Raw genomic sequence first — 15,715 nt, forward strand, 5'->3', positions numbered from 1 at the left:
TTTAAGGGATATTTTTTCCTTCCTCAAATGTAGTTCGTTCCAGGTTTATTTCCTCTCCCAAACCTAAACCAAACCTTTTTCTTAGTGCATAAACACTTAAATAAAGAAAGGGGGTATCACATACCGCTACCAGCACTTTAAACAAAAATCCACTGAGGAGAAGAGTGCCAAACAAATCCCATTCAATTTTGTTAAAGGTACAAAGCAAAAATAAGACCGAAAAAGTATCTACGAATTGCGAAAGAAAGGTTGAAAAATTATTCCGTACCCACAGGTGCTTACCTTTGGTAAGTTTCTTCCAAAAATGGAATAACTGTATATCAATGTACTGCGCCAGTAAATAAGCTGTCATAGAAGCAAAAACGGCTATTCCGGTAGCACCGAATACCCGGGTGAAGAGCGCATTATTTATAGGTGACCAGGTAGTTGCCTGAACGTAATCGGCACTGTAAACAATTAGCAGGGAAAATACTGAGGCAAAGATCCCCGCTGTGACCACCTGGTTAGCTTTTTCTTTTCCATAAATTTCGCTAATAATATCGGTTATTAAAAAAGTTATGGGATAGGGAAGGATGCCTACCGAAATTTCAAAAGTGTAAATTCCAAAAAAGTCCCAGTAAAAGAATTTCTGAAATATAAGGTTAGAGACTACAAGAGAAGCAATAAAAAGGGAGGCGAGAATTAAATAAATTTTTTGCGCCAGAAAAAGATCTTTTAAAGAAAGTGCTCTCACCTTAATTGTTTAAAACTCTTAGCTGCAAAGTTAAGGGGATGTAAGTTTCTTTTGTTTAATTTGCCGCAAATTATTCAGTCTTCACCTAAACACTCGTAATAAAGGTTTGAATTTTCCCCGCACATTCTACATCGCTCTTGGCAAGTACTAGAGTAACAGATTACAAAACCTGCAAGCTGCACTGGAAAAAATATACGAAGAAATTGGGGAAATAGGATCCATTTCTAAAATCTATGAAACCCCTGCCTGGGGTTTTGAAGGAGATTCTTTTTTAAATGCCTGTATAGAGATGAAGACCCGATATTCTGCGGAAAAAGTGCTGGAAAAACTTCTTCTAATAGAAAAAAAATTGGGTAGATTGAGGAGCGAGTCCTCCACGTATCAAAACCGCAGTATCGATCTTGATATAGTTCTTGTTGAAGAGGAGATAATTGATATTCCGCATTTGCAAATTCCACATCCACATATGCAGAACAGGAGGTTTGTGCTTCAACCTCTGGCTGATATAGCTTCAAAAGTAATACATCCGGGAATAGGTAAGACAGTGGGGCAGCTTCTGCAGGAAGTACAGGATACTTCATCCATTGAAGGTTATCAGGGAGAATTGACAAATCCTTCCAAGAAGCGCAGTTTTCAAAATTGTAATTATATAGCAATAGAGGGAAATATTGGTGCAGGAAAGACAAGCCTTTCTACAATGATCTCTCAGGATTTTAATGCAAAGCTCATCCTGGAACGATTTAAGGATAATCCTTTCCTTCCAAAATTTTATGAAGATAAGCACCGTTATGCTTTCCCTCTCGAGATGTCATTTCTGGCTGACAGGTATCAGCAATTATCAGATGACCTTGCGCAATATGATTTGTTTGCAGATTTTGTTGTTTCAGATTACGACGTTTTCAAATCCCTCATTTTTGCAAAAATAACTTTACAGGAAGATGAGTATTTACTCTACGATAAACTTTTCAGAATAATGTATAAGGAACTGGTAAAACCTGATCTTTATATCTACCTGTACCAGAATACTGAGAGGCTTCTTGAGAATATCAAACAGAGAGGTCGGGAATATGAGCAGAACATTAAACCAGATTACCTGATTGAGATCAACAAGAGTTATCTATCTTTTATAAAATCTCAAAAAGAAATGCGGGTACAGATAATAGAAATATCCGATAAAGATTTTGTTAATGATCGCGGCGATTATCTTTCAGTTTTAAATGAAATAGATCTTCAACGGGAGTAAAATGAAAAAGGCGAAGAGATTTCTTCGCCTTTACAGGGGGATAGGGGGAAGGGGGTATTTTAAATCCCGGTCTTAAAGCTCGTGAGCTCCAATGTCCTGGCTTAATCCTTTGAGGGGTTGGTTTCCAAAATAATCTCTTTCACCTATACTACTTTCAATTTTAATTCCTCTGTCTTTGGCAGGAGATTCAAAAAGAAGCCTTAAGCTTTCAGTTCTTTTAATTCGTTACCAAACCCTATAATAGTTCCTAAACCTGGCGCTATAAGCTTTGGATCTCCTTCAACACTAGGTGGGAGTATTATTATACATTTCATTGCCACTGGTTCTAAAAGCTTCAAGATTGTTATAAATCACATCCTGATAAACAATTTTAGCATTGTCACTACTGTGGTAAAGGTTACCGTATAATTTTGCCGAATAACCTTTAGGAATGCTTACAAGATCAGCACCGTTAGCAGCATATAGAATGTTGTTATAAAAATTGATGTTGTTATTTATAGGTTTCCAGTTTGAGAATTTAATTGCAGCCGAAGAGGTGTTGGTAGATTGTTCGGCTATATAGAAAGTATTATTGTACACATAAATGTCGCTCATATTCCTTGACCCGTTAAAGAGATATACACTTCCTCCATTTGTAGCAGCATCATTCTCACTAATATTATATCTCACTGTAATATTTTTCATTGGTCGTGCATAATCGAACTGGCCCACCAGATAACCTCCACCATCATTATCATGAGAGTAGTTGTATTGCATTATACCATTAGTAACACCACCATCAAGATCAAATCCCCCGCCATCACATCCTGCACCGCTTCCGGAACTTATGTTATAAGCTTCGCTGTGTTGAATGGTGACTGAATCTGCATCCCAATACCAGATGCCCACGGGTCCTCCACACGAAGTGTTTCCTTTTCCGCAGTTATATACAGTGCTGTATTCGATCACAGAGTTTTGAACATCAGAGAGAACAATGCCGTTACCCGAATTTCCTCCTTTATTATATCCTTCAATTTCGTATACTTCGCAATTCCTTACGTTGATATTGTAATGTGCATAACTCAGTCTTTGTGGTTGAGAAATGCCCATAAGAACCAATCCCCACGTCCAGGCAGTGATGCACTTTATTGTTTTCGATGAGAACGTCTTTAAATCCTGAATTTTGGTTCCAGGCTCCAATTACAATTCCAAAAATTTTAAAACCGTATACCTCGCAATTTGTTATTTCAATATTTTCAAGTTTTATATTCCCCGGTAAATCGTTATAAAACTGAATTCCCGATTCCTGATTCGTATACATCCCGCTGCCTTCAACGATAAGGTTATTAATTTTTATTCCGGCGGTGTTGTAAACATTAATTCCAAAGCCATTCCCTGCCAGGATCTTGGCTTTTCCATTTCCATAGGAAGAAATTTTAACAGGATGGGAAGCGTCATTTGCATCATCCTGGTCAAGGTAAAGAGTACCTGGAAATTCGCTACCACCTTCAAAAAAGATCCTGCTACCCGGCTCAAGTACCAGGGAATTAATTTTCTCTATAGATTTCCAGGCATCATCTGGAGTATTGCCGCTATTAGAATCATTCCCCGATGGGCTTATATAGTAGGTTATACTGGCTTCATGAAGCATATTATCGAGCTCACCCCGAAATTCCGGGGTGCAGGATGCGAAAAATAAAATTGACAATAAACTTAATACAAAGTAATTGTGCCTCATACGGGGGGAAGTGGATTTATTAACAATCCTTGCCTGCTTTTAACGAAAATATCCAAATTATTTACTGTTAATTTCTTAACAGCTGGAACTAAATAGGTTGCGTAAAAGAACTATAATTTCCGTCAAGGTGCAAACTTAATCGACAAAAGGAGTTAAAATTTTCTAAAAATGTTTGAAATTACAATTGGGACTACATTTAAAATCCCAATGTTTTCTTTAGGAGTGAAAATTAGAAATAGAAGAATGTCAAGGGCATTCAACAATAAAATAGAAGGGGTAACGTGTTCGTTATCGTTAGAGTAAAGGAAGAATAGAAGAATTGAACCTCCAGATTTCTACTGAACTAATGAGAAAAATTGGAGCGCTCAGAAGCTCCTGAAGATAACTTAACAAATAGGTCCCAAATCACCACCCCGGCACTCACAGCTATGTTTAGGGAATGTTTACTGCCAAGCTGCGGAATTTCTATGACCCCGTTACTTGCATTAACTACTTCTTGCTGAACCCCCTTAACCTCATTTCCAAATATTACGGCACAGGCCTCATTCTTTTCTGGCTGGAAATTATTTAGCATAACAGCGTTTTCGGCTTGTTCGACAGAAAATACTTTCTTTCCTTCCTGCTGTAGGTTTCGCACTACTTCCAATGTGCTTTCCCGGTATTCCCACTCAACAGTTTCAGTGGCTCCCAATGCCGTTTTATGAATGTCCTTATGAGGTGGAGTGGCAGTTATACCACACAAATATATTTTCTCAATAAGAAAGGCGTCACAGGTGCGAAAAACAGAGCCTATATTATTCAGGCTGCGTATATTGTCCAGGACTACAATTAAGGGCGTTTTAGATGCCTCCCGAAATTCTGAAACAGATTTTCTATCGAGTTCGCTGTTCTTCAATTTTCGCTTTTCCATTTGGCAAAAATATAAAGTTTCAGGGGGTTAAAAAATGATATCTCTGAAAATACCTTGTACAGCAGGAATAAGCAAAAGCTAAGTTAATTAACAAAACATCAATTCTCTTTTAGTAGAAGGAACCTATTTTTATTCGGAAAACTATAAGGGCTTCTTAAGCCCTGCTTCAATTATCAAAATTTATGGCACAAAACGCACTATACGATGTAATTATTGTGGGGGGAAGTTATGCGGGACTGGCAGGAGCGCTCAGTCTTGGAAGATCATTACGAAAGGTACTCGTTATAGATGCCGGGAACCCCTGTAACAGTCACACACCCTTTACTCACAATTACTTAACCAGAGATGGTGAAACTCCGGCTAATCTTTCTTCCAAAGGCAGGGAAGATGTATTAAAATATCCTACAGTTTCTTTTTTGAAAGGAGAAGCAGTCAAGGCAGAAAAAACTGAAAAGGGATTTGCGATTAAAACCGCAAATAATGAGGAGTATCAATCAAAAAAGCTATTATTTACAACAGGAATTATTGATATTATGCCAAATATTGAAGGCTTTGCTGCTTGTTGGGGTGTTTCAGTTTTACATTGTCCCTATTGTCACGGGTATGAATTTAAGGGTGCTAAAACGGGTGTTTTCGGAAATGGGGAAAAAGGTTATGAGCAGGTAAAATTAATTTCCCACTGGTCAGGTGAAATTACTTTATACACTAATGGTACTTCTACACTTTCAAAAGACCATACTGCCCTGCTTCATAACAATAACATAAGAATAGAAGAAAAGGAAATCGCTGCCTTTGAACATGTAGAAGGAAACATTCAAAATGTAATTTTCAAAGATAATACAAAACAAAATTTAAAGGCGCTTTATGCCTCTCCCGAAATAAAGCAGAAATCTAACCTCCCGCAGGAATTGGGTTGTACTTTTACTGAACATGGAAGAATAGAGGTAGATCTTTTTCAAAAAACTGAAGTTCCTGGTGTTTACGCTGCTTAGTGATAATTCGAGTCTTGGAAGAGCAGTTTCTCATGCAGTTTCTGCAGGATCTTTAGCCGGAATAGCCCTTAATAAAGAATTAATTTCTGAAGAGCTGGTCCATTAAAAACAAATTTTCAATAAAAGGTTCTGAAAATCAATTGTCTATGATCGTGTTTTTTCAGAATTGATTACTTTTATTATATAATCAATCATGAACATGAAGATCCTTGTTTTGTTGGTGCTTGTTTTAACTGCAGGATGCAGTGCAACAGCTGATGTTGGAGAAGAGATTAAAATGAGGGTAAACAGTAGTACTGTTAACTGTGAAGGATTAATGGAAGGGGAATGCCTGTTAATTCAGCAGGGAGAAAAGATTGATTCTGAAGATTGGGAATACTTTTATTTCAAAGATGATATTGTCGGCTTCAATTATGAACCAGGATTTATATATGATATAATAGTCAAAAGAATTCCGGTTGCCAATCCACCCCAGGACGTTTCCTCTTTTAAGTATGAATTAGTTAAGATTCTCTCCAAAGCGAGGGATGAGCAATGAGTTAATATCCTTACTTGCACTAAATAAAATGAAGTTGAATACTATTAAGAAAGCAACTGCTCTTTTATTTCTACTGAGTTTCCTGATTTGTTCTAACGGAAATAATTGTACCTATTATGGTAAAGTTGAAACTACGGAACTGGTAGAAAAGCTAAGTCATAACCAGGCAGCCTTTTCTGCTTTTCCAAGATAAGAACCTTCCGCTTAAGCCAGGTTTACTTACAGCCCATACGAGCTTTCATTTTAAAATTTTTCAGCTTAGACAGGATCAAAATATCTACCAAAACTATCTGAAGCAACAACAGGTAATCATTGATTATAGCTATGTTTTACCGAATAAAAAAGTAATGCCTTTTTCTATAAAAGAGCCTTTTCCTCTCTCTTGATAGTTTAGCCCGAGGAACACCATGTTCCCAATATTAAATAAGACTAAACTATTTATCTATTTTATGAAAAGTATAAAAAAATTAGCAAGGCTGCTTACCCTTTTGCTTTTGATAATGCTGGCCTCTGTCCTTCCCGTACCCATTCCTCATTATTATAAAGACATAACCCCCAAGTTTTCAGTTGAGCAGGTCGATAAAAAGAAGGAGGAGACGCAGGAAGAAGAAATCCTTAAAGTTTCCTAATTAATAGTACTCTCGTTGTTAAAACTATGCTGAAAAGAAGTTAGACAGTAAATTTAAGATTTTGTGTAAAAATTCATTACTAACTTGCACAGAAAGAGAAATCATAGCTTTTGCCAAAACTGAAATCCACTTTAGAACCCAATAAAATTAATTTTAAAGAGAGTTTTGCCTCTTTAAAATTTGTCCCCAGATTTTTTAAGGAGATAAGAAAAGTTAATCCGTTACTTTTCTATGCAACTTTATCATGCCGGGTCATCAATGCTGTTTTACCTGTTCTCATGTTATACGTGGGAAAACTTATTATAGATGAGGTGGTATTGCAGATAGGAGCAGACGTGAAAGACCTGGACAGGCTGTGGATATTGGTGGCGGCCGAATTTGGTCTGGCAATAATATCCGATTTAATCAGCCGGGCGATTAGTCTTAGTGATGCTTTGCTGGGAGATCAATATTCTATCAATACTTCAGTAAAGATCATTAAGAAAACTTCAGAATTAAATTTGGATCAACTGGAGGATTCAGAATTTTACGATAAGCTGGAAAGAGCACGGCAGCAAACCACCGGGAGAGTAGGGCTAATGTCTAATATTCTTACACAGGGAGAGGACATAATTACCATTATAACCTTACTGGCCGGGGTTGTAACTTTTGAACCCTGGCTTGTTCTCCTGCTTGTCGTTTCTATTATTCCCACAATTATAAATGAAATAAAATTTAGTGGTACCAGTTATTCGCTGGCGAGAAGCTGGACGCAGGAACGCCGGGAACTGGATTATCTAAGATACGCCGGGGCCAGTGATGTAACCGCAAAGGAAGTGAAACTATTTGGCCTTTCTGATTATCTGGCCCTACGGTTTAAGAATCTGTCAGATAAATATTATACGCAAAGCAAAGGGCTGGCAAAGCAGCGCGCGGGCTGGGGTTCTTTTTTCAATGTTATAGGGACAGCGGCCTATTACGGAGCCTACGTTTTTATTATTTTTAGAACCGTTGCAGGCATATTCTCCCTGGGGGATCTCACATTCCTCTCGGGCTCTTTTAATAGGCTTCGAGCCAAGCTTCAGGGTTTTTTCACCCGGTTTACAGCTATTACTGAAAGCGCTTTGTACCTGCAGGACTATTTTGAGTTTCTTGATTTAAAATATGCTGAAGATAATTCTGAAGAAAAGTTGCCCTTACCACAGAAGATCCAGAAAGGTTTTCAATTCCGGAATGTTGGCTTTAAATATCCAAAATCTGAAATATGGGTGGTTCGTAATATAAATTTCGAGTTGAAGGCTGGTGAAAAAACTTGCTTTTGTAGGAGAAAACGGCGCAGGTAAAACAACATTAATAAAGTTATTGCTCAGGTTTTACGAGCCTACAGAGGGAGAGATTCTGCTTGATGATAACCCTGTTGAAAAATATAATCAGACGCAGTACCAACAATATTTTGGAGTGATCTTTCAGGATTTTGTCAAATTTGAATTAACGCTTAGGGAAAACATTGCGATGGGGGAAATAGGTGAAATTGGGAACCAGCCACGAATAGACAGTGCTGCGGAAAAAAGTCTTGCGAGGGAAGTTATTTCTGCCCTGCCCAAAGAATATGACCAGCAACTGGGAAAACGCTTTAAACAGGGTAAAGATCTTTCGGGAGGACAATGGCAAAAAATTGCTATTGCGAGGGCTTATATGAAAGATGCAGAAGTCCTAATACTTGATGAACCAACTTCGGCTCTTGATGCACGTGCAGAAACGGAAGCTTTTGACAGGTTTATTAAGTTAACCGAAGGCAAAACTGCAGTTATTATCTCTCACAGATTCAGTACTGTTAGAATTGCTGACAGGATTATGGTTTTAAAAGATGGCTCTGTATTGGAAATAGGAACCCACCAGGAACTAATTCTAAATAATAAACTTTATGCTGAATTATTTAATTTACAGGCGGCAGGGTATCAGTAGTAGAACGTGAAGGAGTTAAAGAGTGAAGGAGTCAAAGATTGAAAGAGTGAGAAGGGTACAACTTTCTGAAGTCAAAGAAATAACTTAAAACAATGAATTAAACAATTTTAAAAATGAAAAAACAACTGCTTTATAATTTTATCTTTTTTTCAGCCTTTTTTGCTTAGTTATGCACAACAGGAAACACTTTCCCTATGGCCTGACGGTATTCCTAATAGTGAAAAATCTAATGAGAAAGAAATTCAGAATCAACAGGAAATTTTAAGCATTTCCAAGGTGCAGGAGCCTTCTATAGAAGTCTATTTACCTTCTAAACGATTGGCAACAGGCCAGGCAGTTGTGATTTGCCCAGGTGGCGGCTACGGATTTTTGTCCTATGACTGGGAAGGAACGGATTTTGCCAAGTGGCTTAATTCCAAAGGTATAGCAGGTGTGGTTTTGAAATATCGGCTTCCCGACTCAAAATCGGTCATAGAAAGTTATAAGGCGCCTCTACAGGATGTGCAGAGAGCGATAAGGTTAGTAAGGGCTAATTCAGAAAAATGGAATATCCAGAATAATAAAGTAGGAATAATGGGTTTTTCAGCTGGAGGACATTTGGCAGCCAGCCTGGCGACTCGCTTTGATGAGGATTATTTGGAAAAGGAGGATGCTGTTGACAAGCTTTCTGCACGTCCTGATTTTTCTGTTCTGGTGTATCCGGTGATAAGCATGAAGAATGGAATTACCCACGGGGGGTCCAGAAGGAATCTTTTAGGAGAGAATGCAGCTGAGGAACTGGTGAATCAATTTTCAAATGAGTTGCAGGTAACTAAGGACACACCACCCACCTTCCTGGTGCATACAGCTGATGATACTGCGGTTCCTGTGGAAAACTCTCTTTTATTCTATAAAGCATTGACAGATAAAGATATTCCTGCTGAAATGCATCTCTATCCTAAAGGAGGGCACGGATTTGCAATGGCCAAAGAAGGTGGTTATTTGGCAACCTGGACAGATAGGTTGAGCGACTGGCTGGAAAGCTTAAGCAAAAACGGGAAACAATAATAACAGGCACAGATTTTTATGTGAAAAATGAAATAAGACATTATGCGTTATACGGGGAGGAATTTTCCCTCCATAACGAGTGGCTCCAGGAACTGCTGAAAGGAGAGGTGGTTGAAGAGCTGGCAGAATTGCGAGGTAAAAAAGGGGTTTTATTATCTGATGTTGTGCTGGATGAATTTATTGAGAAGGATGCACGGCATGGCCGCAGTGAACTGGTGCAGGGAGAAGGCCGGGGGATCAGGACGTTTTCCAGTGGTGAAAGACGGAAGGCCCTGCTGGATCATTTGATAAATCAGGAACCTGATTTTTTGGTCCTGGATGATCCGTTTGCCAGTCTGGATAAAAAATCAGTGATGCAATTGAGAAAAAGATTTCAGGAACTTTCCGAAGCTATTCCTCTAATTCAGCTTTTTAAGAGAAGGGAGGATTTGCTTACCTGTATTTCCCATGTATTATTTAAAGAAAAGGAGAAGACCACTATCTATAGTCTTTCAGATTTTCAGAAGAATGTTAACCGAAAAGAAAACACGAAATTTGTTCCTGTTATTCCTCCGGCGCCAATAGATTATAAAGGTATTCCGGAGGTATTGGTTGAAATGAAGAATGTTTCAGTAAAGTATGAGGGTAAGCCAATTTTAAGGAACATCAACTGGAAAATTCTAAAAGGGGAATTTTGGAAGCTGGCCGGGCCAAATGGCTCAGGAAAAAGCACTTTGCTGAGTATGATCTATGGTGATAACCCGAAGGCTTATGGCCAGGAACTTTTTTTGTTCGAAAAGAAGAAAGGCAGTGGGGAAAGTGTATGGGAGATTAAAAGGAAAATCGGCTATTTTTCGCCAGCTCTTACCGAACTATTTAAAAGAACTCATACTGCGGAACAAATGCTAATATCGGGTCTTGTAGATAGTGTGGGACTGTATCAGGAGCCGACTGAGGAACAAAATAAGTTGGCAAAGGACTGGTTGAAGACCCTGCAGCTAACGGAGGAAGGAAATACACCATTTATAAATTTATCACTTCTGCAGCAAAGGCTTCTGCTTGTGGCAAGGGCAATGATAAAACATCCTCCTCTACTTATTTTAGATGAACCTACTACTTCGTTGGACGAGAAGAGTGCAATATTGCTCACCCGACTAATAAATTATATTTCAGAAAGAACCGAAACCGCCATAATTTATGTCTCTCACAGGCATGAAAAAGGGTTAAATTCACAGTTTATCTTTAATTTATTTCCTTCAGAAAATGGTTCTGTCGGCAAAGTCCTAAACACCCGGAAAAACAAAAGAATTAATTAAACCAGATTTTCATCCAATGAACTTCCCGGAAATCACTTTTGTTCAGCGGTAAATTAGAAGAATTTCAAGAAGTATGATCCGTCATCTGGAGCCACTATGGAAATCCCAACCTTGGATTTGACGAGTTGGGAACTAAGAACATTTTATGCGGGAGATTGATATTTTATCAACAAAAACCAGCTCGCAACTATTCGTGAGGTTTCATTCTTGTATTAAAGAATTAGCATTATCCCAGCCTGCCCGGGTTAGGAGAAAAGTAAGTTTCCTGCTTTTCTTTCCTTTAGTATTGTGAATAATTTTGAATAAAAGGTGTATCTTATATTTCCTCTAATGTATAGGAATAATTACTTTTAGCTTAAATAATTCCACAAATTTTGGCAGCAAAAAAAGTACAGCAGGTAACTCCGTTGATGAAGCAATACAATGCTATTAAAGCAAAGTATCCCGATGCTTTATTGCTGTTTAGGGTAGGGGATTTCTATGAGACTTTTGGTGAAGATGCAGTAAGGACTGCCAGGATCCTTAACATTGTACTTACAAAGAGGGGGAATGGAAGTGAAGTAGAAACTGCACTGGCAGGATTTCCACATCATTCCTTAAATACTTATTTACCTAAATTGGTGAAGGCGGGGCTCCGGGTTGCGATCTGTGACCAACTCGAAGATCCTAAAATGACTAAAACCATTGTTAAACGGGGTGTTACAGAATTAGTTACACCGGGTGTTTCCATGAATGATGAGGTGCTGAATAGTAAGTCTAACAACTTCCTTTGTGCCATCCATTATGGTAAAAAGATATTAGGAATTTCATTCCTGGATGTTTCTACCGGAGAGTTTTTGACGGCCCAGGGTAATGAGGAATATATAGATAAATTACTGCAAAATTTCAGTCCAAGCGAAGTTCTTATCCAGAAGAATTTTAAAAAGGAATTCACAAAAACTTTTGGTGATGCTTTTCATTGTTTCTACCTGGAGGATTGGGTTTTCAAGAGCGATTATGCATATGAATCTCTTAATTCACATTTCAATACCAAAACCCTTAAAGGATTTGGGGTAGATCATCTTGCTGAAGGGGTAATAGCTTCAGGAGCTGTTCTACATTACCTGGGAGAAACCCAGCATCACAAGCTGCAGCATATAACTTCTTTAAACCGGATAGCCGAAGAAGAATACGTGTGGATGGACAGGTTCACCACAAGAAACTTGGAATTATATCATTCTACGGCTCAAAATGCTGTGACTTTACTGGATGTTATTGATCAAACGATTTCCCCTATGGGGGGACGAATGTTGAAGCGATGGCTTGCCCTTCCGCTAAAAAATGCTGAAAAGATTAAAAACTACAGCAGGTTGTTTCTTATTTTATAAATAATAGAAATGATCTGGAAAAAATTCAGCAGCATATAAAGCAAATAAGCGATCTGGAAAGGCTCATTTCTAAAGTGGCTACTGGAAAAATTTGTCCGCGGGAAGTAATTCATCTTAAAAATTCTCTTGATGCCGTAGTCCCTGTAAAAGCTTTAGCCATGGATTGTGGGGAGGAATCTTTAAAAGTTATTGGTGATCAGTTACAAAATTGCGAAGTACTAAGGACGAAGATCAAGGAAACACTTAATGAAGATGCTCCGGTTAATATTCTTAAAGGAGAATGTATAGCCAGGGGGTTTTTCCCGGAGCTGGACGAATTGAGGAACATTGCTTTTTCAGGAAAAGATTACCTGGACAATATGCTGGAGAGGGAAACCAAAGAAACTGGTATTTCCTCTTTGAAGATTGGAAGTAACAATGTTTACGGATATTATATTGAAGTGCGAAATACCCATAAAGATAAGGTCCCCTCAAACTGGACCAGAAAACAAACGCTTGTTAATGCTGAAAGATACATAACAGAAGAACTTAAGGAATACGAAGGAAAAATCCTGGGAGCTGAAGAGAAGATACAGCAGCTGGAACAGGAACTCTTCTCTAAATTGGTTAATTGGCTGGCTGATTATATACAGCTAAGTACAGCAAAATGCAAAACTTATAGGTCAACTTGACTGCCTTTGCTCCTTTGCTAAACATGCAATTCTGGAAAATTATGTACAGCCCGAAATAGAAGATTCGGTTGAACTTGATATTAAAGAAGGTCGTCATCCCGTGATCGAAAAGCGACTTTCTCTGGGAGAAGCTTATATTGCTAATGATGTATATCTCGACAGAGAGATGCAACAAATCATTATGATAACCTAATCCTAATATGAGTGGTAAGTCTGCTATATTACGTCAAACAGCTTTAATTGTGCTTCTTGCGCAAATGGGGAGTTTCGTTCCTGCAAAGTCTGCCCGTATTGGTTTGGTAGATAAAATTTTTACAAGAGTAGGGGCGAGTGATAACATTTCGATGGGAGAGTCTACTTTTATGGTAGAAATGAATGAAACAGCCAGCATTTTAAATAATATTTCAGAAAGAAGCCTGGTGCTTTTGGATGAAATCGGTCGGGGGACGAGCACTTATGACGGGATCTCTATTGCCTGGGCCATTACAGAATATCTGCACGAACATCCGGCGAGGCCCAAAACCTTATTTGCGACCCATTACCACGAGCTTAACGAAATGGGAGAAACATTTTCCAGGATCAAGAACTACAACGTATCTGTGAAGGAGCTAAAAGATAATGTTCTATTTCTAAGGAAACTTATTCCCGGGGGGAGTGCACACAGTTTTGGAATCCACGTGGCAAAGATGGCAGGAATGCCACAACAGGTACTTAGCAGAGCTAATAAGATCCTGAAGAAGCTTGAGAAGAGTCATCAAATGGAAGATGCCGGGGCGGTGCTGAAGAAATCAGCTGAAAACGATTTGCAGTTGAGTTTTTTCAATCTGGATGATCCGCTTTTGTTAGAGTTAAAAGAAGAACTACTACATATAGATATAGATACCCTCACCCCGGTAGAAGCTTTGATGAAATTGAACGAAATCAAGAGGATGCTTGGCAGTAAGCAGAAGGCGAAGGCGTGATCGACACTGACTTTCAGAAAAGAGAGTTAAGATAGAAGAAACAAGAAACAAGAAACAAGATACAAGACTCCAGGGGAAAGAGAGGTAGGAGAGAAGAGAGAAGAGAGAAGAGAGAAGAGAGAAGAGAGAAGAGAGAAGAGAGAAGAGAGAAGAGAGAAGAGAATGGGCAAACGGGAAAAAGATTGGATGTTTTAGGCGTTGAAGTACAAGAAGTTAAAGATGTTCTTTTTTGAGTAGGCAAAAAATGCACATTAGAAAGTTCAAATTGTACAAAAAAGTCTTTGGTATTATAAGAATTGTTTTAAATTTGCCTCCGCATTCTACAGGTTAGTATTGTGAATGTAAGTTCTTAGAAATACGCGAAAATAGCTCAGTTGGTAGAGCGCCACCTTGCCAAGGTGGAGGTCGCGGGTTCGAATCCCGTTTTTCGCTCAGTATACAATCCACGCTCGGATGGTGGAATTGGTAGACACGTTGGACTTAAAATCCAATGACCAGCAACGGTCGTGCGGGTTCAAGTCCCGCTCCGAGTACAGAAACCCTCTTTATCTTATTGATTTAGAGGGTTTTTTTTGGTTTTAAGTTTTAAAAATTACCAAAATACAACTGATTATTAATCGTTCAAAAGCAGTTATCAAAAACTTAGAATTAATTATTTTTAAAGGCCTAAGATAGCTAGTTTTTCTCGCAATTAATTTTATACTACATTATACTTCCTTTTGAAGTTATAGTTAGTATTTTTTAAAGTTTTGGAAAACTAGTACCTTTAACATAAAACCTCCCAAATGAAAACCAAAAAATATAAAATTTTTGAAAAAATTTTATATTACATCCATCAAAAAAAGATTGTGTCTGGTCCTTTTCAGGGAATGTTTTATATTAATACATCTCATGGCAGTGCCTTTTTACCTAAAATTTTAGGAACTTACGAAAAGGAGTTACACAATATTATTTCTGAAATAGTAAATAAGGAGTATGAGATAATCATAGATATAGGGGCGGCTGAAGGTTTTTATGTAGTAGGATTGGCTTATTTAAAAAAGATAGAGGGACACAGAAATTTTTTAATACAGGCCTTTGACACGAATTTGGCTGCTCATCCTTATATCAAAGAATTGGCTATTAAAAATAATGTTCAAAACAATATTGAAGTTCATGAGTTTTGTAATCACGAAGTTTTAAATACTCTACCCGATAAAAATATTTTTATTTTATGTGATATTGAAGGTGCTGAAACATCTTTATTAGATCCCCAAAAAGTCGAGAAGCTTTATAAAATAGATATGTTAGTAGAGCTGCATGACGGTAAAGAAAATTTCGCTTTAGAAGAATTCACTCAAAGGTTTAGGAATAGCCATAATATTGAGGTAATTCATTTTAGGGGGAGGCAGCCTGAGGAAGCGCCCTGGTGGCTTCTTCATCCAAAGCTAAAAGTAACTGCTGTTCGTGAAGGGAGAAAAAGAGGACTTAAATGGATGTATTTAAAAGCTAAGCATTAAATATATGGTTGGAAATTAATATGTAAGATATTAATAAGGACATAAGTGTTAGGATATAACCTGTAGAGAATATCTTCTAAAAACAATTCCTCTACCACATATAATTTATATTTGTTTAACAGTCTTTATGAAGTTTAATATTCTTTCTAAAGTTTTTTTTGTCTTTGC

General features: G+C 38.0%; 13 protein-coding genes, 2 tRNA genes and 2 pseudogenes. 13 read left to right on the plus strand and 4 right to left on the minus strand.

From position 1 onward, the window contains the following. Window position 1: 1 nt before the first annotated feature. Entirely contained in the window at window positions 2-733 is a 732-nt protein-coding gene (locus tag LZ575_RS20530; protein ID WP_235326981.1) for a queuosine precursor transporter, read from the minus strand. Between the two features lie 169 nt (window positions 734-902). Between LZ575_RS20530 and folK the strand changes: the two genes are divergently transcribed. Beyond that, entirely contained in the window at window positions 903-1,976 is a 1,074-nt protein-coding gene (gene folK, locus LZ575_RS20535) for a 2-amino-4-hydroxy-6-hydroxymethyldihydropteridine diphosphokinase (protein ID WP_235330787.1), read from the plus strand. Window positions 1,977-2,261: 285 nt separating this feature from the next. Here folK and LZ575_RS20540 read toward each other — a convergent pair whose 3' ends face one another. The 3 genes from LZ575_RS20540 to LZ575_RS20550 all read right to left on the minus strand — a co-directional run bounded on the left by LZ575_RS20540 (window position 2,262) and on the right by LZ575_RS20550 (window position 4,603). Beyond that, window positions 2,262-3,065, minus strand: coding sequence for a hypothetical protein (locus LZ575_RS20540; RefSeq protein ID WP_235326983.1), 804 nt, complete (start codon window positions 3,063-3,065; stop codon window positions 2,262-2,264). Continuing rightward, window positions 2,986-3,693: a right-handed parallel beta-helix repeat-containing protein gene (locus LZ575_RS20545; protein ID WP_235326985.1), complete on the minus strand. Its 708-nt coding sequence runs from the start codon at window positions 3,691-3,693 to the stop codon at window positions 2,986-2,988. Before LZ575_RS20545 ends, LZ575_RS20540 begins: the two co-directional genes overlap by 80 nt. Window positions 3,694-4,036: 343 nt before the next feature. After that, complete coding sequence (locus LZ575_RS20550; RefSeq protein WP_235326987.1) at window positions 4,037-4,603, minus strand: RNA methyltransferase; 567 nt, start codon at window positions 4,601-4,603, stop codon at window positions 4,037-4,039. Window positions 4,604-4,785: 182 nt separating this feature from the next. Here LZ575_RS20550 and LZ575_RS20555 point away from each other — a divergent pair, with 182 nt between their 5' ends. From LZ575_RS20555 to LZ575_RS20605, 12 genes and pseudogenes are all read left to right on the plus strand, one after another. After that, on the plus strand, window positions 4,786-5,595 hold the full coding sequence (locus LZ575_RS20555) for an NAD(P)/FAD-dependent oxidoreductase (protein ID WP_235326989.1): 810 nt from the start codon (window positions 4,786-4,788) through the stop codon (window positions 5,593-5,595). Continuing rightward, entirely contained in the window at window positions 5,579-5,701 is a 123-nt protein-coding gene (locus LZ575_RS23000; protein WP_255702710.1) for a hypothetical protein, read from the plus strand. The genes LZ575_RS20555 and LZ575_RS23000 overlap by 17 nt, the downstream gene beginning before the upstream one ends. Window positions 5,702-5,794: 93 nt before the next feature. Beyond that, on the plus strand, window positions 5,795-6,133 hold the full coding sequence (locus LZ575_RS20560) for a DUF4377 domain-containing protein (RefSeq protein ID WP_235326991.1): 339 nt from the start codon (window positions 5,795-5,797) through the stop codon (window positions 6,131-6,133). 34 nt (window positions 6,134-6,167) lie between these two features. Then, window positions 6,168-6,326 carry a hypothetical protein gene (locus tag LZ575_RS20565; RefSeq protein ID WP_235326993.1) on the plus strand — a complete coding sequence of 53 codons (159 nt, stop codon included), beginning with the start codon at window positions 6,168-6,170 and terminating at the stop codon, window positions 6,324-6,326. A gap of 256 nt (window positions 6,327-6,582) precedes the next feature. Next, entirely contained in the window at window positions 6,583-6,762 is a 180-nt protein-coding gene (locus LZ575_RS20570) for a hypothetical protein (RefSeq protein WP_235326995.1), read from the plus strand. Between the two features lie 110 nt (window positions 6,763-6,872). Then, window positions 6,873-8,706: pseudogene (locus LZ575_RS20575) on the plus strand (ABC transporter ATP-binding protein). Window positions 8,707-8,865: 159 nt separating this feature from the next. After that, window positions 8,866-9,753: an alpha/beta hydrolase gene (locus LZ575_RS20580; protein ID WP_235326997.1), complete on the plus strand. Its 888-nt coding sequence runs from the start codon at window positions 8,866-8,868 to the stop codon at window positions 9,751-9,753. Window positions 9,754-9,773: 20 nt separating this feature from the next. After that, window positions 9,774-11,048 (plus strand): ATP-binding cassette domain-containing protein, encoded by a 1,275-nt coding sequence (locus tag LZ575_RS20585; RefSeq protein WP_235326999.1) that lies wholly within the window; start codon window positions 9,774-9,776, stop codon window positions 11,046-11,048. A 410-nt stretch (window positions 11,049-11,458) separates the two neighbouring features. Beyond that, window positions 11,459-14,048 (plus strand): annotated as a pseudogene (gene mutS, locus LZ575_RS20590) (DNA mismatch repair protein MutS). A gap of 359 nt (window positions 14,049-14,407) precedes the next feature. Continuing rightward, window positions 14,408-14,480: transfer RNA gene (locus tag LZ575_RS20595), tRNA-Gly, on the plus strand. Window positions 14,481-14,495: 15 nt separating this feature from the next. Continuing rightward, window positions 14,496-14,581: transfer RNA gene (locus tag LZ575_RS20600), tRNA-Leu, on the plus strand. A 252-nt stretch (window positions 14,582-14,833) separates the two neighbouring features. After that, on the plus strand, window positions 14,834-15,547 hold the full coding sequence (locus LZ575_RS20605; protein WP_235327001.1) for a hypothetical protein: 714 nt from the start codon (window positions 14,834-14,836) through the stop codon (window positions 15,545-15,547). Window positions 15,548-15,715 lie beyond the last annotated feature (168 nt).

It is taken from the genome of Antarcticibacterium sp. 1MA-6-2 (assembly GCF_021535135.1).
Classification (GTDB): domain Bacteria; phylum Bacteroidota; class Bacteroidia; order Flavobacteriales; family Flavobacteriaceae; genus Gillisia.